Annotated in this window: 18 protein-coding genes; 4 read left to right on the top strand and 14 right to left on the bottom strand. The window is 67.7% G+C overall.

The window, feature by feature from the left end; translation table 11 throughout:
- Positions 1-5: 5 nt before the first annotated feature.
- The 5 genes from AC56LN_RS20540 to AC56LN_RS20560 all read right to left on the bottom strand — a co-directional run bounded on the left by AC56LN_RS20540 (position 6) and on the right by AC56LN_RS20560 (position 5,932).
- The gene (locus AC56LN_RS20540; protein ID WP_499574463.1) at positions 6-674 is read right to left on the bottom strand and encodes a hypothetical protein; all 669 of its coding nucleotides are present in this window, start codon (positions 672-674) and stop codon (positions 6-8) included.
- A 105-nt stretch (positions 675-779) separates the two neighbouring features.
- The gene (locus AC56LN_RS20545) at positions 780-2,906 is read right to left on the bottom strand and encodes an EAL domain-containing response regulator (protein WP_499574464.1); all 2,127 of its coding nucleotides are present in this window, start codon (positions 2,904-2,906) and stop codon (positions 780-782) included.
- A 34-nt stretch (positions 2,907-2,940) separates the two neighbouring features.
- On the bottom strand, positions 2,941-3,882 hold the full coding sequence (locus AC56LN_RS20550) for a polysaccharide pyruvyl transferase family protein (protein ID WP_499574465.1): 942 nt from the start codon (positions 3,880-3,882) through the stop codon (positions 2,941-2,943).
- 21 nt (positions 3,883-3,903) lie between these two features.
- Complete coding sequence (locus AC56LN_RS20555) at positions 3,904-5,211, bottom strand: lipopolysaccharide biosynthesis protein (protein WP_499574466.1); 1,308 nt, start codon at positions 5,209-5,211, stop codon at positions 3,904-3,906.
- A 208-nt stretch (positions 5,212-5,419) separates the two neighbouring features.
- A complete protein-coding gene (locus AC56LN_RS20560; RefSeq protein WP_499574467.1) occupies positions 5,420-5,932 on the bottom strand; it encodes a GNAT family N-acetyltransferase in 513 nt (170 codons plus the stop codon).
- 164 nt (positions 5,933-6,096) lie between these two features.
- Between AC56LN_RS20560 and AC56LN_RS20565 the strand changes: the two genes are divergently transcribed.
- Positions 6,097-7,077, top strand: a complete 981-nt coding sequence (locus AC56LN_RS20565; RefSeq protein WP_499574468.1) for a PP2C family protein-serine/threonine phosphatase — start codon at positions 6,097-6,099, stop codon at positions 7,075-7,077.
- A 138-nt stretch (positions 7,078-7,215) separates the two neighbouring features.
- Positions 7,216-8,805 carry an FHA domain-containing protein gene (locus tag AC56LN_RS20570; RefSeq protein ID WP_499574469.1) on the top strand — a complete coding sequence of 530 codons (1,590 nt, stop codon included), beginning with the start codon at positions 7,216-7,218 and terminating at the stop codon, positions 8,803-8,805.
- A 201-nt stretch (positions 8,806-9,006) separates the two neighbouring features.
- Here the strand turns inward: AC56LN_RS20570 and AC56LN_RS20575 are convergent, their stop codons facing one another.
- The 8 genes from AC56LN_RS20575 to AC56LN_RS20610 all read right to left on the bottom strand — a co-directional run bounded on the left by AC56LN_RS20575 (position 9,007) and on the right by AC56LN_RS20610 (position 21,555).
- Positions 9,007-9,897 (bottom strand): pirin family protein, encoded by an 891-nt coding sequence (locus AC56LN_RS20575; protein ID WP_499574470.1) that lies wholly within the window; start codon positions 9,895-9,897, stop codon positions 9,007-9,009.
- 70 nt (positions 9,898-9,967) lie between these two features.
- Positions 9,968-12,244: a bifunctional serine/threonine-protein kinase/formylglycine-generating enzyme family protein gene (locus AC56LN_RS20580; protein ID WP_499574471.1), complete on the bottom strand. Its 2,277-nt coding sequence runs from the start codon at positions 12,242-12,244 to the stop codon at positions 9,968-9,970.
- Between the two features lie 7 nt (positions 12,245-12,251).
- The gene (locus AC56LN_RS20585) at positions 12,252-14,294 is read right to left on the bottom strand and encodes a coiled-coil domain-containing protein (protein ID WP_499574472.1); all 2,043 of its coding nucleotides are present in this window, start codon (positions 14,292-14,294) and stop codon (positions 12,252-12,254) included.
- 136 nt (positions 14,295-14,430) lie between these two features.
- The gene (locus tag AC56LN_RS20590) at positions 14,431-15,435 is read right to left on the bottom strand and encodes a hypothetical protein (protein WP_499574473.1); all 1,005 of its coding nucleotides are present in this window, start codon (positions 15,433-15,435) and stop codon (positions 14,431-14,433) included.
- Positions 15,432-16,511 carry a hypothetical protein gene (locus tag AC56LN_RS20595; protein WP_499574474.1) on the bottom strand — a complete coding sequence of 360 codons (1,080 nt, stop codon included), beginning with the start codon at positions 16,509-16,511 and terminating at the stop codon, positions 15,432-15,434. The genes AC56LN_RS20590 and AC56LN_RS20595 overlap by 4 nt, the downstream gene beginning before the upstream one ends.
- A gap of 31 nt (positions 16,512-16,542) precedes the next feature.
- Positions 16,543-17,094 carry a hypothetical protein gene (locus AC56LN_RS20600; protein ID WP_499574475.1) on the bottom strand — a complete coding sequence of 184 codons (552 nt, stop codon included), beginning with the start codon at positions 17,092-17,094 and terminating at the stop codon, positions 16,543-16,545.
- Positions 17,091-18,377: a hypothetical protein gene (locus AC56LN_RS20605; protein WP_499574476.1), complete on the bottom strand. Its 1,287-nt coding sequence runs from the start codon at positions 18,375-18,377 to the stop codon at positions 17,091-17,093. Before AC56LN_RS20605 ends, AC56LN_RS20600 begins: the two co-directional genes overlap by 4 nt.
- A 91-nt stretch (positions 18,378-18,468) precedes the next feature.
- Entirely contained in the window at positions 18,469-21,555 is a 3,087-nt protein-coding gene (locus AC56LN_RS20610; protein WP_499574477.1) for a penicillin-binding transpeptidase domain-containing protein, read from the bottom strand.
- Between the two features lie 225 nt (positions 21,556-21,780).
- Here AC56LN_RS20610 and AC56LN_RS20615 point away from each other — a divergent pair, with 225 nt between their 5' ends.
- Together AC56LN_RS20615 and AC56LN_RS20620 are read left to right on the top strand one after the other, a co-directional pair.
- On the top strand, positions 21,781-22,017 hold the full coding sequence (locus tag AC56LN_RS20615; protein ID WP_499574478.1) for a hypothetical protein: 237 nt from the start codon (positions 21,781-21,783) through the stop codon (positions 22,015-22,017).
- Between the two features lie 163 nt (positions 22,018-22,180).
- Positions 22,181-22,768, top strand: a complete 588-nt coding sequence (locus AC56LN_RS20620; protein WP_499574479.1) for a YXWGXW repeat-containing protein — start codon at positions 22,181-22,183, stop codon at positions 22,766-22,768.
- Here AC56LN_RS20620 and AC56LN_RS20625 read toward each other — a convergent pair.
- The gene (locus AC56LN_RS20625) at positions 22,765-24,699 is read right to left on the bottom strand and encodes a S9 family peptidase (RefSeq protein WP_499574480.1); all 1,935 of its coding nucleotides are present in this window, start codon (positions 24,697-24,699) and stop codon (positions 22,765-22,767) included. The two genes, AC56LN_RS20620 and AC56LN_RS20625, sit on opposite strands and share 4 nt — an antisense overlap.
- Between the last annotated feature and the right edge of the window lie 52 nt (positions 24,700-24,751).

Genomic DNA, 24,751 nt, shown 5'->3' on the forward strand with positions numbered 1-24,751 from the left:
ATGGCTTAGTCACGCGCAGTCCGCCATTCCTGCTGCCGCGCGGGTTCTTCATCTTTCGGGCAGGTCGTGAAGCGCTGCTTGCCGTGCTTCTCAAACATCTCGACATCGGTCGTCGGCGCGCGGTCCGTCAGGCAGTAGGTGCCGTTTCCGGTAATCACACGGGTGCGGCGCGCGCCGTCGCCCGTGTTGTTGACGAGTTCAACGACCCGCGGCGCCTCCCACAAGCGCGGCGGCGCCATCTCGCGCGCATGCTCGATGCCGCGGCGCAGGCGGAGTTGCGGGCTGTCCGGGGGCAGCACGATCAACGGCTGGCGTTCCTTGCGCAGTGCCCGGTCGATGTCGCCGATGCTGCGGCGCGCATTGTCCATGATGGCAGCGGTGCTGGGGGTAATTGGTTCGGCCGGCGCATCCGGTGCCGGCGCGTCTGCTGATCGCTGTTGCGGTGCCGACGTCTCTGCCTGCGCCGCAGGCATCGGCCGCAGCGGCGCACTGCGCCTCGGCGTCGTCGCAGCCTCCCGCCGCGCCGACGGAACATCGACCATCCGTGGCACCGGCACCGTCACCGGCAACGGCACGCGCAGCCACAGCATCGCCGCGTCGTCCCCCGCGACCGGCGCCGGCAAGGTGCGCGCCAGTTGCCACGCCAGCATCAACAGCCCGTGCACGAGCAGCATGGCCGCCAGGCCCGCGCTGCGGGAGTCGGTGCAACGGTAACGCCAGGTGGCCCGGTTCATCTGCCCAGTATAGCCAGCCCGGTGCTGCTACTTACTCAACAATTCTCACGCTGCCGCTGGCTGTTCGCTGGCGGCGCGCAGCGCCATCAGCGTCGTGATCAGGTGCGCCGGCAACGGGCGGCTGACCAGGTAGCCCTGAATCTGGTCGCACCCGTGCGCGATCAGGAAGGCCTTCTGCGCCGCCGTTTCGACACCCTCGGCGACGACCCGCACGTTCAGGCTGTGCGCCATCGTGATGATCGCGTTGACGATGGCGGCATCGTCGGCATTGGTGGTCACGTCGCGAATGAAGGCGATGTCGATCTTGAGCTTGTCGATCGGGAACCGGCGCAGGTAGGCCAGGCTCGAGTAACCGGTGCCGAAATCGTCGACCGACACCTGGATGCCGCGCGCGCGCAGGTTGCTCAGGCACTGCATGGTGCGCTCGGTGTTGATCATCAGCGACGTCTCGGTCAGTTCCAGCTCCAGTAGCGCGGCCGGCACGTCATGCACGGCCAGCGCGTGCATCACGTCGCCTTCCAGGTCGCCCTCGGCGAACTGGCGCCCCGCGATATTGACCGATACCTGCATCGGCCCCGTCGCCCCGAGCATCCAGGCCTTGATCTGGCGGCAGGCGGTGTCGATCACCCAGCGGCCGACGCGCACGATCAGCCCCGTCTCTTCCAGCACCGGCACGAACAGGCCCGGCGAGACCAGCCCGTGGCCGGGCCGGTCCCAGCGCAGCAGCGCTTCGACACCGACGATGGTGTCCGCGCCGAGCAGCAGCTTGGGCTGGTAATACAGTTCGAACTCCTCGTTCTCGACCGCCTTGCGCAGCGCGTGCTCGAGGTCCTGGCGTTGCAGCGCATCGGCATTCATCTGCGCCGTGAAGAAGCGATAGGTGTCGCGCCCTGCCTGCTTGGCCTCGTACATCGCGGTGTCGGCGTACTTGATCAGCACCTCGGGGTCGTTGCCGTCCCCGGGATGGACCGTGATGCCGACGCTGGCCGTGACGATCACCTCGAAGCCGCGCAGGTTGAACGGCGGGTACAGCACCTCGGCGATCCGGCCGGCCACCGTGGCTGCGCGCGCCGGGTCCTGGTCGAGCATCAGGATCAGGCCGAATTCGTCCCCGCCCAGGCGCGCGACGGTATCGCGCGCGCCGACACACGTGGCCAGGCGGGCGCTGAACTGCACCAGCAGTTCGTCGCCCATGGCGTGGCCGAGCGTGTCGTTGACGTTCTTGAAGCGATCGAGATCGAGAAAGACCACCGCAACCTGCGCACCGGCGTCCTGGCTTGACCCGACAATGCTGTGGAGCGCCTCGTAGAACCAGGCGCGATTGGGCAGGCCGGTCAGCACGTCGTGGCTGGCCTGGTACTGCAGGATCTGCTGCGCGACCCGGCGTTCGGTGATGTCGCGCACGACGCTGACGATGATCCAGTCATTCCCGGACAACAGGGCCTGGCGGTGGATCTCGACGTCGACCAGGCCGCCATCCTTGCAGTGCAGCGTGACCTCGCTCAGCCGGGGCTTGATGCGGCCACCCGGTGCGGGTTCGAACATCGCCTCGAGTTCGTCGTGCGTCGCCGCGCCCAACGCCACTGGCCCCAGCGCAAGCATTTCGGTGCGCGTGTAGCCCAGCATCGCGCAGGTGGTGTCGTTGACTTCGACGAAGCGCATCGTGTCCCGGCTGACCAGCATCAGGGCGTCGGGCGTCGCATTCATCGCCGTGCGAAAGCGCAGCAGGTCGGCGGTGCGGGCGGCGATTTTCTGCTCCAGCACGAGGACCTGGTCTTCCAGGTCGCCCATGTCCTTCAGGCGCAGCAGATTGCGCACCCGCAGTCCCAGCTCCGTCGGATCGACGGGCTTGCTCAGGAATTCCTCGGCCCCGGCGGCCAGCCCTTCCTGGCGCATGCCGATATCCTCCACGCCGGTGACCATGATGATCGGGATGTTCTCCGTTGCCGGATCGGCCTTCAGGATGGTGGCCACCTGGCAGCCGTCGATGCCCGGCATCGTCTGCGCGATCAGGATCAGGTCCGGCGCGTCGCTGGCCACCGAGGACAGCGCTTCTTCGCCGCTGGCGGCGCTGGTCGTTTCATAGCCTCCGGGTGCCAGCAGGCCGGCCAGCCGATCGCGGCTCCTTGCTTCATCGTCGACGATCAGGACAGTCGGTGCGGAGGTGGTCATGGGTTACTGTCCTTGGAAATAAGCGGGCATGCGGTCACACCTTCACCAGTCGTACCAGATCGCTGTGCGCAGTCCATTCGTCGATGTAGGTCGAATTCTTGCCGTAACTGTTGTCGATCACGGTATGTGGCTTGTCCATCAGGCACGACAGGATATGGCCGTGCAGGCGGTCGGTGACGATGTGCTCATGGCGCGCGAACAGCGCCACCGCCCTGGACGAAAAACGCTGCGCGACCGGTATCCAGTACAGAGGGCCGATCAGCTTCTTGCAGGTTTGCCAGCCGCGCTTGATAAAGGCAGCCTGGATGCGCCAGGCAAAATCGATCAGCCGCTTTTCCTTGCCCACGACCTCGATCCAGTCGGTCCGGGTGTCGAAACGTGCATCCTTGAGCGATGCCGGCACCACCGGCTTTTCCGTGTCCACGCGCTCGATGCGCAGCACGCCGGTGCCGTCGCCCTTGCTGGCGATGGGATACAGGTGGTGCGCCATGTCGGGCGCCAGGTACACGTGATCGGAAAACAGGTTGGCAATCTGCTGCGACGCCTTATCCCGGACAAAGATGTGGACATCCGGATGGCGGCGGAACACGGCCACCGAACGGTCACGGGTCGTCTCACTGCCGAAGAACACAGTTTGCGGCAGCATCACGATGCGGTTCTCGGGAAAGCGCGTAATGATGTCTTCGCGTATTTCGTTGATGTTCGCGTAGAGGTCGCCGAAATTGCCGCCGCCGTGAAACACGAGGATGTCGCCCGGCTTGACCCATGACGGATCGAATGCCCACGAGGTCGAGATCGTCCGCGGCGACAGGCGCTTCTTCTTGAAGAACGCCAGCGTGCCCTGCATGATCAGCAGATCACCGATATTGTCGTGCATCGGAATATCAATGTAATGAAAGTCCCTGCCGGCCAGCAGATCGTGGATGGCGTCATGCCGGGTTTGCAGGTCCAGCATCATCGAACGATGGTTATTCAAGGCTACTCCCGGAAAAAGCAGTTATTTCGAACGCGTCAACAGCCGGCGCAGGAGGGCAACGTCACTGCGGGTCGGAATGAAGTCGGGCATCGGCTCGCCGAGCCGGCGCACGCCAAGGATGATTGTCGTGATCAGGCGCAGGCACGCACCCGCCAGCATCAGCCCCGCCAGCCAGACGTAGGTGTTTTCCTGCGGCAGAAACGGGATCGCGATCAGCACCGGGATCACCGCGATGATCTGGCGCGCCAGCACGAGGCCAGGCTGACCGGCGGCAGTGAAACGTTGCGCCAGCGTCCAGCTGGCGCCGCCGATCACGCATTCGAACAGCAGGATGGCAAACGGCATCGTCATCGCCGCAAACGATTTGCCATAGATCAGGTTGAGCAGCCATGGCGACAGCGCGCCGCCGATCGCGGCAAGCACCATCAACGGCATGAACGTCACGCGGAACGTGGTGCGCACCGCCTGGCTCAGTGCCTGCTCATCCCGGCCGGCAAAGCGTGAAAACAGCGCGACCGATGCCGACTCCTGCACCGCGCCGATCAGGCGCGACGTCGTGAATGCCAGCGCGTAGAAACCATATTCCTGGATGGTGCCGCGATTGAGCAGGAACAGCTTGTCGAAATTGACCAGGAAAATGCTCAGCAGACCAATGCCCTGCTGGTGAAAACCGTAGCGCAGGACGACCCACGGCTGCACCGGCGCCTTGACCTCCACCTTCAGCTGCCAGATCCGGTGCTTGCGCGCCCACCACAACCCCATGGCCGTGACGCCGACCAGCATCAGCAATTGCGTTGCCAGGATCTGCTCGAAGGTCACCACGTCGAACCACAGCACCAGTGGCAGCATCAGGACCAGATTCCCGAACACCTGCGTAAAGCGCAGGATGTTGAAGAAATGAAGATCCGAATGGAGTTGCGTGAGCGAGAAGATATAGGTCTGGCTGGCCATGAACGCGGCAAATGCCAGGATCAGCCACATGAACCGGTGCAGTTGCACCGCGTCGCTCAATTGCAGTCCGGCCGCCGCCAGGGCCGTCGCAAAGATGCAGATGCTCAGCAGCGACAGGAGAAGGAAGCGCAGATATGGAAACTGGCGCGCCGCACCGAAGTGATACAGATAGCTGCTGCCCATGCCGCACTGCGCCACACCGGCCGACAGCGAACAGACCAGGATGGCTGCCGACAGGAGGCCGCGCCCTTCCGGCCCCAGGATGCGCGCGGTGATCACGGATGAGATGAAACCCACCACGGTCATGCCCATGGTCGTCATCAGGGTCTTGCCGAACGCGCGCGAAATGGAAGGCCCCGACGACGCTGTCGCGCTCATGCCCATGCCTCACGTGCTGCCCCAGGCAGGCGGGTTACGGGAAGCTGGCGGATCAGGTTATTCAGGATCATCATCATCAAAGCTCGTCGGGCACGGCGCACCAATGCGCCGCTTGCGCCCGATCGATACGGACCGACCGCCATTGTAACCTGCTGCCAAAACGAAAACTTTTGTCGAGCGGCAATATATACTGAAAGTGCACAGCGTACTACCTGGCCGGTGGCGCGAAGAGCGAACGGCCAGATCGATCCCCTGCCCAGGCGAGCTGCATCGGGTTGAACGACAGGCCCCTCAGGCACTGGGTCGGCGCTACCCGCACGAAGCCGAGCCGTTCATAGGCGGCCACGGCGTAGTTGGATGCGTTGACCGTAAAGTTGCCGTCCCCGCCGCGCGCGATGGCGGCGGCGCGCGCGGCGTGCCACAGGCGCCGCGCCAGCCCTTGCCGCTGCCAGGCCGTACCGACGAACAGGTGAAACAGATGACTGTTGTCGCGGATCGCGATGAAGCCGGCCAGCCGGTCGCCGTCGAGCGCCACGTGGACCACGTGCCCGCGCGCCAGGTATCCGCGAATGCCGTGTTCGTCATTCTCGGCCAGGAACGCCGCGGCGCCGACCGGTGTCGATTCGTGCACGATGAATTCCAGTGCCAGGCTGCGCAACAGCGCGGCCATGGCCGGCACCAGGTCCGGCACATCGGCAACATCGAGTGGGCGAATGTCCATGGCGCGTGTCGACAAGGTGGCGTTGGAAACGTCAACATACCATAAGCCATGTATCGGATGACCAGTTCATTGCCCGTGGGTGGCACCGGGAATGGCATCTGTTCAGCGCATGACTTGCCCGCAAACAGTAGTACAGTGGCATTACACCATCCTGTTCCCTGCCCATGCCACCGACGCTTGCCGATTTCCGCTTTGCCCCCTCCTTCGACGTCGCCGTGGCCAGCCGCGTGGGCGTGGGTGCTTCCACCCGCGCTGAAAACCAGGACAATCTCGTCGTCATCGATTTCGACGGGCGCGCCTGCCATCTGCACGACCAGCAGCCGGCAACCATGACGATTGCCGGCTGGCCCGCCGGGCATGGGCGCCTGGCGGTGCTGGACGGGATGGGCGGCCACGGTCACGGGCGCGAAGCGGCCGAGGCGCTTGCCGCTGGTCTGCTCGCGATGCCGCCCTGCACGTCGCTCGATGGCTTGACGGCGCATCTCGATGTGCTGCATGCGGCGCTGCAGGCGCGCTTTGCCGACGGCGCCGGTGCCACGGGCCGGCCCGGCACGACGCTGACGCTGCTGGAGCTGCCGCCCGGCGCTGCGCCGTTGCTGTATCACGTGGGCGACTCGCGGCTGTATGAACTCGATGCGCGGCAGGCTACCGCGCTGACGGTCGACCACGTGCCCGCCACCGGCGCGGCACTGGCCGGCCGGCTTGGCGAAGCCGACTGGTGGCGCGACGTCCATGGTCGCCACGCGCCGCAGATTGCCCAGGCCTTCATTCTGGGCAATGCGTTTGCCGATCCGTCGCGCCTGTCCGATGGCCTGTTCGCCCTCACCCCCGCCAACCTGCCGTGCTGGCTGGCCCACCTGCCCGACCGCCGCGCACTGCAGTTGCGGGCCGACGCAGCCTATCTGCTGGCCACCGACGGGTTCTGGTCATGCGCACACCCGGATGCGCTGGTCGCGCGCTGGCCAGCGTTGCTGGCCGATGCGCCGGCGGCGGCGACGCTGGTCGAGCGCCTGTTCGGACTGATGGAGCACGAGCCGCCGGACGGCCTGCAACCGGATAATCTGACGGCGCTCGTGCTGCGCCCCCTGCCGCGCCACGCCGACGAGACCGCCCTGCCGCTGGACGACGACGACGCGAGTTATTGAACGTTGGAAAGATAACAAATTAATTTGATGCTGTAGGAAAATAATGTTGTTAATCAACGAGCTTGGTGCGCCGTGCCTGCTGAAAACAGCGTAAGCTTGCAACACTGCTTTCCACTTTTCTTGACTGATCAATTTGCCATGAATCGCTGCCGTAACCCCGCGCATCCGCATTGCACCGTCTGGGTCGCCCCCGGCGAGGTGCGGTGCGCGCACGGGCATGCCCAGCCCGAGGCTGCGGCCGGCGCGTATCAGGCACATGCCGCGCCGTTACCGGCATCGGCACCTCCGGTCGTCGGTGGCTTGCCCGCCAGTTTCGACACGATCAGCGCCGTGCGCACGCGCCGCGACACGGTCGTGCCGGCAACCGCACCGGCGCCATCCGGCCTGCAGCGTCCGCAATTGCACATCAGCGGCTTCGACCCGCGCGCAGCCGGCGGCCGCCAGGCACTGCGGCTCGAGTTGCGCGGCATGCCGATGGATTGTGCGCCCGATGTGCGCATGCTCGTGCACTCGGCGCTGCGCCTGCACGGCGGCGAAAGCTACGCCTTCCAGCGCACCTCGCGCGGCGACTGGCGCCCGCTGTTTCTCGAATTTTCCTCGCGCGGCCTCGAACACGGCCAGTACCGTATCGAGATCGAACTGCACAGCCGCCACGCGCACGCGCCCGAGGCCAGCCGCACCTGGACCTGCTCACCCGTGATCCTCGTGCCGCGCCAGGATGCGAGCCTGGGCGAAATCCACCAGACGTTCCTCGCCACGCACAAGAACGTGCGCGTCACGGCCGACGACGCCGGCATTGCGCGCGTCAACGCGCCGGGCGGCGGCCGCATCGATATCGACGTCGTCGCCCGCAATGCGTCGATCGCCCATCTGAACCTGGACGGCGGCAACGGTAGCGGCAAGATCGACATGGGCATGACCACCATTGCCTGGGACGAAGACCTGATCGAAATCGACCTGCCGGCCCAACCGCCTGCGCACCCGTGCCTGACCGACAGCGGCTGCCTCGTGCACGCAGAGGCCGATTCGGCCACGCAGCGCCACGTGCGCCTGTTCGCGCTCGACGAATTCATGCTGGGCCGCTTTGAACACGATGCACCCGACGCCGATGTGCTGCTGGCCCATCACGGCGAAACGGGCATGGATGCCGGGGGCCTGACGCGCCGGCTGTCCGGCCGCCACGCCATCATCCGTCGCAGCCGCGCCGGGTTTGAGATCGAAGACGTGTCGCGCTATGGCTTGCTGCTCGACGGTGTCTGGCCCGGCAAGCACATGCCGGTCCAGCTGCGCCTGGGCATGCGCATCGAATTGACGGCCAGCATCAAGGGCATCGTCACGCTTGAGGTGACGGCCCTGCTGGCACACGCGGTCGTGCTGCACCGGCTCGACGCCGGCGCCCGCGCCGAGTGTTTTTACCTGATGGCGCCGGACGCCGTGCCGCCTGCAGGCCAGGCGGCGCTGAACGGCGCCAGTGCTGGCGCCCAGCCGGCTGCGATGCCACGCGCGGTTGCCCTGCCGCTGCTGTTCCATCGCGACGGCGGTTTCTGGCAGCGCGACCGCGCCAGCGGCCGCGACGCGCCGCTGGCCATCACTGGCGCGCTCGACCGCGTGCAGCAGTCGTGTATGGGCATGGCGGCGCGCTTCGTCCCCAACGCCTATCCCGAGGCACGCACTGACCGGCGCGGCATCGACCGTCGCAGCCTGCTTGCAGACGCTCTCAGCGCCTGATCAGCCGTACGACGGCACCAGCACCAGAAAGACCAGTGCCGCACCGGCCAGCAACGCTGCCTGCAGGGCGAACACGATCGCCGGCGCCCGCAGATGTTCAGGAATTTTCATGGCATCACCTCATTCGTATTGACACGCACAGGGTGATGCCAGATTACGCCCGCACCCACGGAACGGGCGCGCGTTAGCCGCGCGGCAAGATCAGTCGCGGCGCCAGCTTGGCGGCCACTGCGGCAGCGGGATGCGTTCGTTGTCGCCGGCCAATGGCACGAAGCGATAGTTTTCCCAGTCGCGCGCCGCCTGTTCGATGCGCTCGCGGCTACTCGACACGAAGTTCCAGAAAATGAAGCGTTTGCCGTCCAGTGGTTCGCCGCCGATCACGACGAAGCGCGCGCCGGCAGCGGCGCTCACGCGCACCGCTGCCCCCGGCTCCAGCATGGCCATCGTGTTGGCGGCGACTGGCTCACCGTCGATCTCGATCGTGCCGAACGGCGCATACAGTGCGGTTTCATCAGGCAAGTCATCCAGCTCGATGGCGGCACCGGGCGCCAGTTGCACGTCCAGGTACAGCGTCTGGCTGAAGGTCGGCACGGGCGACGTCTGGCCGAACGCGCTGCCCACCAGCAGCCGAACGGTGGCGCCCGGCAGTGCGATTTCGGGAATCCGGTCGGCCGGTGTGTGGCTGAACGCGGCGGGCGTTTCTTCATGCTCGCGCGGCAGCGCCGCCCACAATTGCAGGCCGTGCGTGCGGCGCGTGCGCTCGAGCAGATCCTCGGGCGTGCGCTCGGAATGCACGATGCCGCTGCCGGCCGTCATCCAGTTGACGGCGCCAGGCTCGATGCGCTGCTCGGTGCCCAGGCTGTCGCGGTGCATGATCGCACCCTCGAACAGATAGGTGACCGTGGCCAGCCCGATGTGCGGGTGCGGCCGCACATCGTGACGGGCGCCGGCCGGTGCTTCCACTGGCCCCATATGGTCGAAAAACAGGAACGGGCCGATGGACTGGCGGGCCGCAGCGGGCAACAGGCGGCGCACGGTGAAACCGCCGCCCAGGTCCTTGTCGTGGGAACGAAACAGGTGCGCAATGGCCATGGCAGGTGTCTTGAAAAGAAAAGGTGAGACCTGACTGTACACCGGATTGCCCGGCGTCTTCCAGTCCTGCCTACATCAGTTCGCGCACCACGCGCAGGCCGACGATATCGTTCGACAGGACGGCCGAGAAGCCGTTGCGCAGCGCCGAGCGCAGGTAGCGCGGGTTGTACAGCCACGAGCCGCCGCGCAGGATGCGGCGTACCTGGTCGCCACCCGTTTCCCAGGCGCTGCCGTCGTTGGGTGCCCCGTCGTAGTTCTCGTGCACGACGTCCTGCACCCATTCCCAGACGTTGCCGTGCATGTCGTGCAGGCCCCAGGCGTTCGGTGCGAAGGTATCGACCTTCGTGGTCCCGTGCCGGAACTCGCCGCGCGGCCCGCCGTTGTAGGTGAACGTGCCGTCGAAGTTGGCCTGCGTCGTGGCGATCGTGTCGCCCGTGTTGAACGCGGTCTTCGTACCGGCGCGGCACGCGTATTCCCATTCGGCTTCGCTCGGCAGCCGATAGCGCTTGCCCGTTGCTGCGCTCAGCCACGCCACATATTGCAGCGCGTCGAACCACGTCACGCCAACCACCGGATGGTCGTCGGTCTGCGGAAAGCCTGGCGCAGCCCAGTCGACCTCGCCGGCCGGCTGCCAGGTGCTGGCCTGTGCAAACGCGCGCCACTCGCCCACCGTCACCGGATAGCGGCCCATGGCGAACGGACGCTCGATGCCGACCCAGTGCTGCGGCGTTTCACGCGCGATCCAGTTCTTTTGCGAGCCGGCCGCCATCGCGATGCGCCGCTCGTGCTCCGGAGAGCCCATCTGGAAGCGGCCCGTCTGGATCAGCACCATGGCCGGGCCACTGCCGCTGCCGTCGATGAAGGCGTCGCGCAGGATGCCGGTGTCGGCAAGTGGTGGTGGCGCCACTGGGGCATCTGCCACCGCCACGGCTGCAGCGGCGTCGGGCGCCCGCTCCTGGCTGACAGGCTCGTCCACGGTGCTGGCGGCGGCGTCCTCGCGCGCCTTTTTCTGCTGCGCCATATACGCTGCCGCAGCCTTGAGTTGCGCTGCCTTGCGCGCCGCTTCTTCCTTGGCAGCCTGGGTCTTCGCGACTTCTTCGTCGCGCCGCGCCAGCAATTGCTGGCGCAGCGATTCCTTGCGCGCCAGGCGGGCCTGTTCCGCCTCGAGCCGTTCGCGCCGCTGCTGCTCGCGCAGTTGCACGCGGCGCTGCTCGTCCTGCTGCGCCTTGATGACGGCAGCCGCCTCGGCCTCGATCGCACGCCGCGCCGCCAGTTCGCGCGCCACGCGCTCCTGCTCGATCCGCTCGCGGGCATCCTGCGCTGCCAGTTCGACGGCCGACGGCCCGGCCGCTGCGCGGATCGCCGCCAGCAGCGCGTGCACGCTGGCCGGGCGCGCTACCGGAACGCGCCCGAAGCCGCTGCGCAGCACCTCCCACTGGCGCGCGCCCAGCGTCTCGGGCACGGTGCCACCCGGTTCGCCGGGCAGCACGCCGGTGAGCAGCTGGTGGATCATGACGGAAACCGCATACACGTCCAGCGTGGGCTCTGGCGTGCGGCCTTCGATTACGGCTTCCGGCGCGCGGTAGCCGGCCGTGCCCGACGTGGCCGGTGCGTCGAGCTTTGACGCAGGGCCGCTAGCGCGCGCTCGCGCGGCGATGCCGAAGTCGAGCAGCTTGACGTCGCCCTTGTTCGTGACGAAGACGTTACCGGGTTTGATGTCGCGGTGGACCAGGTGATGGCGGTCCCACGCGTAGTCGAGCGCAGCGGCGACCGGGTCGAGCAAGGCCAGCACGCGCGCCAGTGGCAGGCGGCCTTCGCGCGCCAGCACGGCGTCGAGATCTTCGCCTTCGAGGTATTCCATGATCAGGAAAAAGCTCGACGTGGCCGGGTCTTGCGCCCACTCGTAGACGCGCACGATGTGTTCGTGCGCCAGGCGGCGCGCGCGCGTGGCTTCCTGGATCAGCAGCTTGGCGTGACTGGCGGCGGACGTCGCATGCGCCGGCAGGATCTTGAGCGCCACTTGCGCGCTGTGCCCCAGTTCGGCGTGCGTGGCCAGGTCGGTCGCCTGCCACACCTGGCCCATGCCGCCATGCGCGATCAGGCGTTCGAGCCGGTAGCGCCGGTTTTGCGGGCCGATTTCCTGGCCCGTCATCAGGCCGATTTCGGTGCCCGGGCGAGGTGCAGGCGCAGAGGCGTCGTACAGCGCATCCGGGTCGATGGGCCGCTCGCCCGGCTGGTAGGCCGCGTCGAGGATCGCGTTCTTGCGCAGCTCGAACTCTTGCCGGCTCAGCAGGCCGTCGTCGTGCAGTGCGCGCAGTTCGCGGATCTTGTCGATGGCTGTTTGCATTGATCGATCAGGCAGCCGGCGCGCCGCCGCAGGCGCCGCACACGCGATCGTCGCGTTGCAGGGCGTGACCGCGCACGCACTGGCGCGCGCCCGCCACACCGGCCTGTGCATGCAGCGCGGCCTTGTTCACGTCATTCTGGAGGGTCAGCAGGTCGAGCTGGTGGCGCCGGTCCTTGTCGACTTCGCCTTCGCGTCGCGCCTGTTCGTCGCGCACCATCTGCGCCGCCTCGCCCAGGTCGACCTTGCCGGCAGCGGCCACGCCGGCCAGCGCCGTCAACTGGTCGGCATCCATGTCGGCATGCACGCGCGTTTTGAGGTAATCGGCCAGCACGACGGCATTCGCGGCATCGGCCAGGGCCAGCTTGGCCGTATCGTCCATCGCGCCCAGTGCTGCGGCGCGTTCCAGCGCCAGCCGGGCAAGCGCGATTTCGTGTGCCCGCTCGCCCGCGCGGGCGGCTTCGCCCAGGCCGGCGCGGCGTTCGTCGGCGTGCAGCGTCACGTCCTGCAGCGAGCGCGCCTGCAATGCTTCGAGTTCGATCGTGCGCTGCAGTTTGTCCTGCTGGGCCTCGGCATCGAGCCTGCCGGCGCCGCGCCGGGCGCCCTCGATGCGCTGGCGCGCCTGTTCGTCTTCCCATTCCTGCGTGCGGCCGGCCTCGCGCAGACGGGCGTCGTTGGCCAGCTTCAGGGCCTGGTAGCGCGCCTGGTATTCGGCTTCGTCGATGTCGCGCATGCGCCGCGCCGCCTCGGCTTCGCTTTCGCGCAGGCGAATCAGTTCGTCACGCTGGCGCGTCGCGTCCTCGATCAGGCGCGCCTGGTCGATCTTGTGGCGGATCTGCTGCTGCAGCAACTGCTGCGAGAAACGCTGCTGTGCCGACTGGCGCGCATGCTGCGCCTCCTGCTGGGCGCTGGCGACTTCCGCGCGCATGTGCACGCCGGCCAGCGCGCGCAGGTGCTGCCATTGCGCCGCTTCGTCGGCGCGCTGCGCCCCTTTTTGCGCGGCCTCGTGCTGCAGTTCGGCCAGCACCTCGCCCGCGCCCTGTGCCAGCGCCTGCTCGCGCGAAGTGGCTTCGAGGATGCGGCCATACAGTTCGATCTGGCGTGCCCGCACGCCATGTGCGCGATCGGCACCCTGCAGCGACATCTCGGCGCGCGCGATCGCGTCGTCCTGGCGCAGCTCGGCGCGCCGGATGCGCAGGCGCGCTTCTTCTTCATTGCGCTTGATGCCCTGCCATTCTTCGGCCGTGTACAGCTCGTCCAGGTGGCGCTTGTGTGCCAGTTGCACGTGCTGCTCGTCGGCCGCCAGCCACATGCTGCCCACGCGCGCGCGGTTGGCGTCGTATTTGTCGTGGCGCAGCTCCACCGTCTGCACGCTGGTGACGGCCAGGCCGTAGTCGGCCAGCAGGAGCTTGAGGCCGCCCTGCAGGCGTTCGTCGAGTTCTTCGCGCAGCGCGCCGCCAGCGGCCATCTCGCGGATCGAGCGCGCGCCGATGAATTCCAGCGCCAGCTGGCGCACCGGGTGGGCGAGCAGTTCGCGCAACTCGGGCGTGCCGATGGTGCCGGGCGTCGTCATGAAGTGACGGGCAAAGGCCGGGACGTTCTCGATCCTGATGCTGACCGTGAAGCGCACTGAAATGGCAAGCTGCTCGCAGGTGGGGATGTCGTCGAACTCGAATGGCACCGGCAACGCCGTTGTGCGCGTGACGAGGATTTCGGCGTGCTGGTCGCGCAGAAGATGGTTCAGGCGCGTGAAGAAGCCTTCGAGTTCGTACTCGCCCTGCGGCACCTCGGTTGCCTTGTCGCCCTGCAGGATGAAGCCGCGCGCCGTGGCGGGCACGCGCAGTGTCTTGACAAACAGCCCGGACAATTCGCGCAGGCCAAAGAACACGGCCAGTTCATCGGGCGCCGGCACCCAGCGGTTCTCGACCAGCACCGGTTTGCTGCGCGGCGCGCCAAGGATCACGCCGCAGCCAGCGCAGTAATGTGCATCGACCCCGTTCCTGCGCTCGCACCGCGGGCAGCTGGCGCCGTTTACTCCGAACATGTGCAACATAGCCGACTCCGTTTTCTCTCTTGCCTTCTTCTTGCCAACCTGCTGTCGAACCTGTCGACGAACCTGCCAATTCTAGCAGCGCACGATCTACGCTCGCGGTGCGCTTGCGCACGCCCGTGATGTCAAACCCGTGATCTCAAATGATGCCGATGCGTTCCACACACGCGAGGCTCGCACCGCGCGCGCGCAACGCTTCGCGCATGCCCTGCGGCAGCGCGCTTTCCCATGCCTTGGGCAGCAGGATACGGTCGCCCGGCCCCGCTTCACGCAGGATCAGCGCGCACTTCGGCGCCAGCGCGTCCACCGTCTCCACCTTGCCTGCATGCCAGGCGCTCGACGTGCCGGTGGCGATCACCCTGCCCCGCGTCATGAATTCACGGCCGCGCGCGATACGGTCGGCCATCACCAGCGCCAGGCCGTACGAATCGCCCGAAAAGCCCGTCTCGCCAAAGCGCACGGTGGTTTTCCACTGGCCCTGGCCACGGCCATCAAAATGCCGCGCACCGGCCAGCACGGCCCGTACTTGGCCCTGGCGCAGTGCGTCGAGGTCCGGCACGCTGATCGCATCGTCGTCGGCATCCATGGCGCTGGCCAGCGGCCGTACGCTCACTTCCACCCAGCCGAGATCATCGTGGTCGCCGCCGCTGTGCAGCGGGAACCAGGCGCGCGCGCTGGCCGTCGCTGCGCCCGGATCCGGCTGGCCGGTCAGCGCGCCCAGGTGCGGCATGCCATCCGGGCCGCCCGCCAGCACGCCATCGGGCACATTGACCAGCGCGCGGCCGTCGATCCGCCCCAGGTGCCAGGCGTCGGACCAGCCATTGGCAACCATGGGTCGCGCAGCCTGCAACACGCCACGCACGATGCGGTCGGCCAACACGGCGGCCAGTTCCCAGTCGCGCGCTGCCGGATCGAATGCGCGGTCGGCGCTGAGCACCACTTGGTCGCGGCTGTCGTAACGCGGCTCGGTATGGCGCGCCAGGCGCACCACCTGCTGCATCCGTTCGGCCTGCGCCGGCGCACCGGGCACGCTGCACTTGACGTCAGCGCGGCCGGCACGCGGGCGGCGCGTCGCGGTGATCGTCAGCATGCTGCCGTCGGGCAGGATGCTGTGGCAGCTCGCTTCGAACACGGGCGCCGTCATGCCATCACCTCTTCGTGCACGTGCGTGACGCGGCGCGCGCCAGTCTCGGTTTCGAGATTGGCGACGATGCGGTCGGCTTCGTCGAACAGCACATCGAGCGGCCCTTCGCCGGCAACCTTCATGCGCGCCAGCAGTGCCCATGCTTCGTCGAGCGCGGCGGCGGCGCGGCGGCTGTGGCGCGCGCGGCGCAGCTGCTCCTCTGGCGCCAATGGCTGGCCGGGCGCAGCCAGTTCGAGCGCAGGCATCGTCCCGACCGACAGGCTGACCAGATCGAGCCGGCGCAGCAATTCCTGGTGCTGGCGGAAGCGCCCCTGGTCCGCCGGCAGCACTGCCATGCGCACCGCGCACATCAGGCATGGCAACTCCAGGAACAGGCGCCGCAGGGCGCGGGCATCTTCGCAGGCCGGCACGAACGCTCCGGCTGGCATCGCAGCCACTGGTTCGGCCGATGCTGCCGCCGTTACGGGCGCGGCCTGCGCCGCCAGCCGTGCTTCGAGCAGCGCCGGGTAATCGTGCGTCGCGCCAAGATCGACCGGCACGCAATCGTCAACGGTCACGCCAAAGCGCGTGTACATCAACTGATTGAACCCCGATCTGAACGTGTTCCATTCTTCGAGTGTCGTGCAGGGCGGGAGTTCGAGATTGCCCTGGGCCAGCTCGCGCTGCAGCGCCGTTTGCGCCAGCGCGCCAAAGCCCGCGAGGTCGACTGCGCTCCCCGCCTCGCTGGCCAGGAACAGGTCGAAACGCTGGTGCGTGGCGCGCGGATCGCTGGCGTCGACGGCAAAGCTCACGCGCAGGCCGATCTCGGGCGCGCCGGCAAACGGGACGAGGTCACAGGTGTACGGTCCCGGATGAACGCACCAGGCGGTTTCCCCTTCCAGCACTGCGATGCGGCTGCCGGCCGCCAGGCGCCGGCTGCGGCCACCGCGGTCGACCAGCACGGCGGCGCACGGCGCAGGAATGGTGATGCCGGCTGGCGCCGGCAACGCGATCGCCGCGCTGCCGAGCAGGGTCGCGTCGAACGCATCCTGCCGTGGCGGGCGTCGCAGGGGATTCCTGAACAGTGAACCTAGCATCGTTGTCCTTGTGAGGATTGCGGGTAATGCACTATGTTGATGGGGGCACCGGCGTCACGTCGAAGCGCGCGCCATGCCGTTGAAAATGGACTGCCGGTGCAGCCGCAAATGGCCACGGGCCTTCGCACTCGCCGTCCGCGTCCAGGCTGCCCTGCACAATCACGCTGCCGGCGCCGTCGCGCACGGCGATCGTCGCGCGCGCTGCCAGCAACTGCGCCGCGCCCGGCGCGGCCGGATCGAGCTGGACGACCACGCCGGCTACGCCGCCCTGATCGACGAAGTGCAGGCGCCACATCCGGTCGTCCGTGCGCAGCACGTCCAGCGGGGCGCCGCTGTCGGCGGCGCGGAGCAGTCCCGCGCTGCCGGTCCAGGTCATGTGCTGCGTGCGGCGCACATCGGCCAGATGGCGCATGCGGCGCAGCGTCAGGGGCGACGCCTGCAGCGCCGCGCGTTCACCGTGCGTCAGCGGCCGGCTGCCATCCAATGCCTGCAGCAGGACGGCGTCGGCCAGCAGCAGGCCATCGCCCTCCACCCGGCGCGCCAGCAGCGCGCCGGACTGCAGTTTGCGATCCAGATTCGTCATGCCCATCGTTGTTCCTCCTGTGTTCCAGCCACCTCGTTCAGGCGCAGTATCGCGGCGTCGCGCCGCTTGCGCAGGGTCGGCAGCGAGACGCCGTCGAGCTGGGCCAGCTGGCCCATCGTCGGCAATTCGCCCGTGGCGGGATCGCACCATTCGGAAGGGTAACAGTCGTCGAATGGCCCCAGCAGCTTGAGGTACACCGCAAGGCGTACCGGCAAGCTGTCCTGCGCCATCCGGCGCGCCGCCCAGCTGGCGCGGTCTTCGACCGTCGCTGCCGCTACAAGGTAGTTGGGGGGCAGTGAAACGCAGGGCGCGATGGAGTTCAATGGTGCAGTCATTGGCGCTTCGATTTCAGGCTCTGCATCCAGGTCGATGCCCAGCGCTTCCTGGTGCGCTTCCAGGATCTGGTCCGGGCCCGGCGTGCTGCCCTGCTCGGACTCGTTCAGCACGCGCCAGTAATCGTCGAGCCAGGCATCCGCTGCGCTGGCGTCCTGCAACCAGTCGCTGTCGCGGTTGGCCGACAGCGCGTCGTACTCGCCGATTTCGCGCAGCATCGCGCCGATCTTCTCGGGATTCGATTTGAGGCTGGCGAAGCGTTTCGAGCGCGTGTGCAATGGGCCGGGTGCGCCGGTGTGCGCTTCCAGGCTCTCGCTCCAGCGCATGATCCATTCGGGTTTGCAGTCGCCGATCGAGCGCAGCTGCCGCACTTCGATCGGCATCGCCTCGACACTGCGGCCCAGGATTGCGCCGACCTGCGCCGCATGCTCGCGCCAACCCTCGAACAGGCGCGCGATGTCGTGGTAGGCCGTGTCGAGCATCCGGTACGCGTACATGCGGTTCGGGCTGCAGGGCCGGCCGCACGCCACCTGATAGTGATCGCTGTCGACCTTGTCGCGCAACACCGCGTACAGGTCGTTGAATTTCTTGCGCAGCAGCGCTTCGCCGCCAGGTTGCGTCCAGAACGGGCCGATGCGCGCCGATTCGGTGGCCACGGCCGCGCACAGTGCGGCCCAGTCGGCGGGCCGCGCCTGCAATTCGTAGACGAGGCTCAGGGCCAGTTCGGCGGTCGTCTCGCCATAGCTGTTGCCGGGGGCATGGGCCCGGCTGCCGCCCGCGTGCAGGACCGGCGCAACCGCCTCGACGTACGCGGCGAGCGACCCGTCCGTACCGGCGCCCAGCAGGCTGGCGGGGTCGATGCGGGCGAGCGCCTGCAGGGAACACTGACCCAGCAACTTGCGGACCTGCTCCCAGCCGTGCTCCTGATACCGGGTGCCCGGTAAACGCATACCTTCCTCGTCCTCGATTTCGCTGCGCACGTGTTGCACAGTGAAATAGATGATGCCATACAACCACAGCATTCAGGCGCGCTGGAGACCCCTATTTGTGCCTCTTTTCCAACGACTGCCCGGCCATCGATGCGAGCAGCGCCGCCACGACCGGCGCCGCATGACCACCGCCCGTCAGCGCCGAGTGGCTGACAAAGGCGGCAAATGCCAGCCGGCGGGTCTGGCCCGGCAGGCTGCCCGGCTCCAGATAACCCATGAACCAGACCGTGGCCAGATCGTCCTTGCCGGCCGGTGCGGTGCCCGTCTTGCCATACAGGCCGGGGCGCAGCGCAGCAAATGCCGGGCTGCGGAACGCGCCGGCCGCTGTACCATAGTCGATCACGCCCTTCATGCCGGCGCGCACCCGGTCCAGCCGCACGCCAAGACGCGCGCCCTGGCTGGATACCGCGTCGCGGCCGTCGAGCGCCAGCAGCAGCCGCGGTGTCACGCTGCGTCCTTCGCCGACGCTTGCCGCCACCAGCGCCATTTGCAAGGGTGTCGTCTGCATGCGCAGGCCAATCGCCATCTGGCGCAGTTCATGCCGGCTGTGGACCGGATCGAGCTGCGATGCGGACGCCGACAGCGCATCCCATTCACTCCACCGATAGTCGGGCGGGAGCAAGCCGCCATCGAGCCGCAGCGGCTGACCAAAGCCCAGGCGCGTTGCCATCGCCGCCACCGGACGGGCCGCATCGAGCGCCCCCGGTTCCAGCGCCGCGGCGCCGGGCATGCCGCCGTCGGGCTGGCCGAGCAGCGTGCGGTCGCTCAGTTCACCGGTCCAGGCAAACCACGTATTGACACTGTGCGCCATCGCGCCGGCCAGCCCCAGGCGGCCGTCGGCGGCACGTGCGCCGGTGATCTGGTCGCGGAAATTGGTGATGCGGGCGCGCGTGCCGTCCGCCGGGTAGCTGGGCGCGTCGGTGCGGAAGTCGTAGCCGCCATCGCGCGCGATGCGGTCCACCTGCGCCAGGGGCAAGCCGCCCAGCAGCGCATCGAGCTCCTTGTCGCGCTGCGCGGCCTGCTCGAGGCCGAGCGCGGTGATCACCTTGAAGGTCGAGCCGGGCGCGCGGTGGGCGCCGCCGTCGTGCTGGAATGCGGCGATCCGCAACGGACTGCGCGCCGGATCGGCGCGGTCGAAGTCGCGCACCTCGGGCCAGTTGTCTGGCGCCGCAGTGTGGCCGCCACTCGATGCCGCCGCCAGGATGTCGCCCGTACCGGCATCGAGCAGCACCAGGCCGGCGCGCCGCTCGGCGGGCGCGGGCTGGGCGCCACGGCAGACGCGCCCGTCCCACTGGCCGCCCTGCTGGCCAATGCAGTCGAGCAGCACCTGGGCCCGGGCTTGCAGCGCCAGGTCGAGCGTCAGGCTTGCCGCATGGTCGGTCCCGCCCAGGCGCGCCAGCATGCCGGCCACGCTGCCGTCGTGCTGGCGGTGCACGCCCAGCAGCGGCGCCAGGCCAGCCAGCGTGGCCGTCGTTGACGGCGCGCCATCCTGCCACAAGGCTTCGCCGTTGCGGTCGACCAGGCCAACCGCGGCACCAGCGGGCCGCACGCTGCGGCTGCCAGCCGGCAGCACCTGCCACGCGAGCGCGCCCCGCTCGACCTTCAGATGGCGGTAGGCGGCGTCGGCGCCGCCGGACAGTCTGGCCAGGTCGAGCGGCTCGATCTCGACCTTGACCGAGGTCGCGCCCGGCAGCGGCGACAGCAGCAGGTGCTGCACGGCGCCCGGATCGGGACAGGCGCGCCCGTCGCAGGTGCCACGGGCCGCAACGCTCGCGCCCAGCACGCTGCGCACGCGGCCGGCGACCAGCAGTTCCAGCGACTTGCCTTCTGCTCGTGTATTGAGGATCACGAGGCTGTCACGCCGCCCGCCTTCCCAGCCGCCGACACGGTTCCACGGCGCCCAGCCTTGCGGCAGCTGCGCGAACAGGCGCATCGCCGCCAGCGGCAGGCCTGCCTCGCGCACGGCCGGGCTGCCTGCCACCGCGGCTTGCCAGATCGCCGTTGCACCGGGCCGCACGCGCCACGCGACCAGCCGCCGTTCGCTGTTGAAGACGCGCACCTGTTCGCGCACGAAGGCGCCGTCGGCCCGGTGATGCAGACGTTCGAGCAGGCGCCGGTCGCCGGCATCGAGTTGAAAATGCTGCCAGCCGGGCAGCGGCGCGCGTACGGATTCGTCAGCCTGGAGCCAGGCCAGCAAATCGCGCGGTGCCAGCTCAATCAGGCCATCGCGGCCAAGGCGCAGCAGACCGCGTGCCCGCAGCGCCTCGAACAGCGCCTGGTCTTCCAGGCCGGCGCCCGGGACCAGCGGCACGGTCCAGACGCCGGGGCGCAAGCGCAGCGTGACGGGCGCGCCAACCGCCGGGAAGGCCTGCACCAGCGCTGCCGCCGCCTTCTGTTCACCAGGCTGAAAATGTTGCAGCACCAGTTCACCGGCTTGCGGGCAGGCGCCGCTTGGCTGGCGCGTGAACCGCAGCGCTTCGCCGCGCCACAGCAGCCAGCCTGCACCGCCCAGCGCAGCCTGGCCCTGGCGCGCATGCGTCGCGACCCCGCCCGTTGCATCGCCGATCCAGCTGGCAGTCCCAAAGCCTGCATTCCAGGCGATCGCCAGTCCGGTCGTGGCAATGCCCGTGATGTCGATGCGCGGCATGCTGGAGCCGTCGCGCGCCAGCAGCACGCTGCGCGGTGGCCCGTTGCTGCTGCGCGCCAGCGCCGCCGCTTCGCTGAACGGATAGCCGACACGCAGCGGCAGCAGCCGTCCGTTTGCCGGGTCGAGCATCTGCGTGCACAGGTCGACGCGTACCGCCGGACCGGCCTGCATGCCGCTCGCAATGACGAGCGCCAGCGCACCGCGCTGCGTCAGCGAGACGCCGCTGTCGACCGGCACGACGAGCTCCAGTCCCGGCGCCAGCGGCTGCAGTGCCGCCAGCGCCTGCGCGCCAGGGACGTCCTGCGCCTCGTTCGGCAAGGCACGCGCGTGCAGCGCCAGCGCGACCGCGCCGCCGATCACCAGGGCCAGTGCGGCCCAGGCCCAGGCCGGACCGAGCGAGATGGTCCAGCCGCGGCGCAGATTGCGGGCGCGCCGCCGCGCCGTGCGCGACGCAGCGATGTTGCGGGTCAGGGTGGCAAAGGGGCCGGTCATGCACGAGTCCAGTGGCTAGCGTGGCGCCCATGCGCCCTTGCGCAGGGCTAGCGGAGGGACGGTGAAACCGCTGAGCGAAGCGGGGACGCGCGCCCATGTTCAGGGCCGCCCTGATGCAGCTCACCCCTCATTTTCTGCGGCTCGTCGCACACCGCTGGAAGCCTTGCGGGGACGCGCCTACAGTACACACATCGACACACCACTCACCCACCAAGGAGAAGCAAAATGAACGTCCTCAAACACATGGAAGCCGTCTTCATCGCCGCCGCCCTGATCGCTGTTCCTGCCGGCTATCTGGTCAAGGTATCGGACGCCAACGCCAACACTTTTAATGCAAGCAGCGCGGCCATCGCCAGCGGCGCCAAGGTCGCCACCGTGACCGTCACCGCCAAGCGCCTGAGCAGCGCCGAGAAATCGCAGCTGCTGGCACTGGATACCGTCACTGCAGCGAGCCGGCTGTGAGCGCGGTCGGTCGTCGCGGCGCAGCCAACGGGCGGCGCGCGGCGGCCAGGTGGACGGCAAACGCCACCAATCTGTGTCAGATGTAATAACTTGCTTCAGGCTTCGCGTCACCGATCCCGGATTGCTATATTCCGCTTATCCGCTTACGGATCTGGAGACGACCATGAAATCCCCGCTTATTCTTGCAGCCCTGATCGCCATTGGCGCGGCTGCCACCATCCCGCTGTCTGCACAGGCCCAGCCACATGTCTCGGTCGTGATCAGCAGCGCCCCGCCCGCCCCCATCTACGAGCGCATCCCCGGTCCGCGTCGCGGCCACGTCTGGGCGCCCGGCTACTGGGAATGGCGCGGCCATCGCCATGACTGGGTGCCCGGCCACTACGTCGTGGCGCGGCCCGGTTATGTGTATGCGCCGCCGAGCTGGCACCATCGCGGCAACCGCTGGGTGATGGAACCGTCGCGCTGGAACCGCGGCCCGGGCCACCATTACGGCCCGCAGCCTGTATACGTGCGCGGGCCTGACGGCTATGACCGCGACCGCGGCTACCGGGACCACCGCGACCGTGATCGCGATCGGCATCACGGCAACGGCCGCGGGCGCGGACCAGACTTCGACCGCGATGGCGTGCCGAACTACCGCGACCGCGATCGCGACAACGACGGCATCCGCAACCGCCATGACCGGGACCGCGATGGCGACGGTGTGCGCAACCGGCATGACAACCGGCCAGACAATCCTTATCGACGTTAATTAGTCTCCTGGCGTTTCAGGTGCTTGTCCAGAAACGCCAGGATCTTCGCACTCGCTTCGGTCTGGTTTTTCTTCTTCGAGAAACCATGGCCCTCGTCGTCGAACACCACGTACTCGACGTCGACCTTGTTCTTGCGGACCGCTTCCACGATCTCGTCGCTCTCGGGCCGGATCACGCGCGGATCGTTCGCGCCCTGGATCACCATCAGCGGCTTGATGATGCGGTGCGCGTGGAACAGCGGCGATGTCTCGATCAGAAATGCCTTGTCCTTGACCGGGTCGCCGATCTCGTCATACAGCGCCTTGCGCTGCGCTTCCCAATACGGCGGAATGCTCTCGAGCGTGCGCACCCAGTTGCTCACGCCAAAAATGTCGATGCCGACCTTGAATGCCTCGGGCCGGAACGCCAGCGCCGCCAGCGTCATGTAGCCGCCGTAGCTGCCGCCCATGATGCCGATGCGCTCGGGATCGATGTACGACTGGCTGGCCAGCCACGTTTTCGCTTCGATGCAATCCCACAGCGGCTCCATGCCGTGTTTGCGATCGTCCGCGCGGAAGAACGTCTTGCCGTAGCCCGAGCTGCCCCGGTTGTTGATGCCCAGGACCGCGTACCCGTGATTGACCAGATACTGGATCTGCGCGCTGTAGCCGCGCATCGTCTGTCCGCCCGGCCCGCCATGCACATACACGACCGCCGGCACTTTGGCATTCGGCGCCGCGCCCTTCGGCTTGTAGTAGATCGACGGGATCACCGTGCCGTCGAACGATTTGAAGCGCACGACCTCCGCTTCCACCAGGTCGTTCGGATCAATGGCCGGGTTCAGGCTGCGCGTGAGCTGGGTGGTCTTCTTGCTGACAAAGTCGTGCACGTACAGGTTGTTCGGCGAGCGGTCGCCGTTCAGATAGAACGCCATCAGTCGGCCGCTGGGCGAGAACGTCACCTGGCGCATCTCGCCGCCCGGCAGTTTCGGTAACGCGACTGGCTTGCCGGCGGCGTCGAACACGCGCACGTCGATGCTGCCGTCGCGGTTGACGATGCTGACCCGGTTGGCGCCATTGCGCGAGTAGCTGGTGTCGAGCAGGTCCCAGTCGGCTTTCTCGACATCGCTCGTCGCGCCGCTGGCCAGATCGTATGCGGCGATGCGCGTGAACTCGCCGCCGGCATTGGTCGTGAACAGCAGGCGTTTCGATTGCGGATCGAACGTGGCGGCCGAGTGGCTGGCCGGCGCGGTGTGCGGCGTGATGTGCTTCATCGTGCGCGTCGGCAGGTGGTACACGTAGACGTCGCTGTCGGACGTGGTACTGGACTTGTCGAACGCGAGCCAGTTGCCGTCGCGGCTGATGTCCGAGACATTCATGCCGCTGTCGTTCTGGTACACCATCGTGCGGGCGTAGCTGCCCGCGTCATACAGATAGATGTCGAAGAATTTTGGATCGCGCTCGTTGGTGGCGACGTAGAAGCCGCTGCCGTCAGGCTTCCAGCCGGCGAACGAGGCCTTCAGTTTGCCGGGCGTCAGGTCGCGTTCTTTGCCGCCGGGTTCGAGCACGTACAGGTGATTCTGCTCGTCGCCACCCGTGTCGCGTGTAAACAGGATACGGTCATCGTTGTAGAAGTAGCCCACCGCGTAGGTCGAATCACCGGTGGACGTGGTCAGCGCGCGCGGCGTGCCGCCACCCACGGGCAGCGTGTACGCATTGAAGATGCCGGACGCGTTACTGCTGAACAGGATCTGCCGCTCGTCCTTGCTGAACGACGCGCCGGTCACGGACGTCGTCGCCATGAACTGCTCGATCGTGTAGCGCTTGACCTGCTTGTTCTGTTTCAGCGGCGCCTTCACGACGACCTGCGCGCTGACCTGCAACGGCATCGACACGGCGCCGACCAGCACGGCGAACAGGGACAATCGGACTGCATGGCGGGACGGACGCATCGCTTCTCCTCAGGTTGGACAGCACCAATCCAGTGTTTCAAAAGTCTTAACT

This window comes from Telluria sp. ZT3P26, assembly GCF_059686035.1.

What these genes read in the sequence shown, in the direction of transcription:
- AC56LN_RS20600 (WP_499574475.1), bottom strand. Translation starts at nt 17,094, where the DNA reads ATGACGAATCTGGATCGCAAACTGCAGTCCGGCGCGCTGCTGGCGCGC.
- AC56LN_RS20540 (WP_499574463.1), bottom strand. Translation starts at nt 674, where the DNA reads ATGCTGCTCGTGCACGGGCTGTTGATGCTGGCGTGGCAACTGGCGCGC.
- AC56LN_RS20590 (WP_499574473.1), bottom strand. Translation starts at nt 15,435, where the DNA reads ATGACGGCGCCCGTGTTCGAAGCGAGCTGCCACAGCATCCTGCCCGAC.
- AC56LN_RS20585 (WP_499574472.1), bottom strand. Translation starts at nt 14,294, where the DNA reads ATGTTGCACATGTTCGGAGTAAACGGCGCCAGCTGCCCGCGGTGCGAG.
- AC56LN_RS20570 (WP_499574469.1), top strand. Translation starts at nt 7,216, where the DNA reads ATGAATCGCTGCCGTAACCCCGCGCATCCGCATTGCACCGTCTGGGTC.
- AC56LN_RS20605 (WP_499574476.1), bottom strand. Translation starts at nt 18,377, where the DNA reads ATGCGTTTACCGGGCACCCGGTATCAGGAGCACGGCTGGGAGCAGGTC.
- AC56LN_RS20545 (WP_499574464.1), bottom strand. Translation starts at nt 2,906, where the DNA reads ATGACCACCTCCGCACCGACTGTCCTGATCGTCGACGATGAAGCAAGG.
- AC56LN_RS20580 (WP_499574471.1), bottom strand. Translation starts at nt 12,244, where the DNA reads ATGCAAACAGCCATCGACAAGATCCGCGAACTGCGCGCACTGCACGAC.
- AC56LN_RS20575 (WP_499574470.1), bottom strand. Translation starts at nt 9,897, where the DNA reads ATGGCCATTGCGCACCTGTTTCGTTCCCACGACAAGGACCTGGGCGGC.
- AC56LN_RS20625 (WP_499574480.1), bottom strand. Translation starts at nt 24,699, where the DNA reads ATGCGTCCGTCCCGCCATGCAGTCCGATTGTCCCTGTTCGCCGTGCTG.
- AC56LN_RS20620 (WP_499574479.1), top strand. Translation starts at nt 22,181, where the DNA reads ATGAAATCCCCGCTTATTCTTGCAGCCCTGATCGCCATTGGCGCGGCT.
- AC56LN_RS20610 (WP_499574477.1), bottom strand. Translation starts at nt 21,555, where the DNA reads ATGACCGGCCCCTTTGCCACCCTGACCCGCAACATCGCTGCGTCGCGC.
- AC56LN_RS20565 (WP_499574468.1), top strand. Translation starts at nt 6,097, where the DNA reads ATGCCACCGACGCTTGCCGATTTCCGCTTTGCCCCCTCCTTCGACGTC.
- AC56LN_RS20615 (WP_499574478.1), top strand. Translation starts at nt 21,781, where the DNA reads ATGAACGTCCTCAAACACATGGAAGCCGTCTTCATCGCCGCCGCCCTG.
- AC56LN_RS20555 (WP_499574466.1), bottom strand. Translation starts at nt 5,211, where the DNA reads ATGAGCGCGACAGCGTCGTCGGGGCCTTCCATTTCGCGCGCGTTCGGC.
- AC56LN_RS20595 (WP_499574474.1), bottom strand. Translation starts at nt 16,511, where the DNA reads ATGCTAGGTTCACTGTTCAGGAATCCCCTGCGACGCCCGCCACGGCAG.
- AC56LN_RS20560 (WP_499574467.1), bottom strand. Translation starts at nt 5,932, where the DNA reads ATGGACATTCGCCCACTCGATGTTGCCGATGTGCCGGACCTGGTGCCG.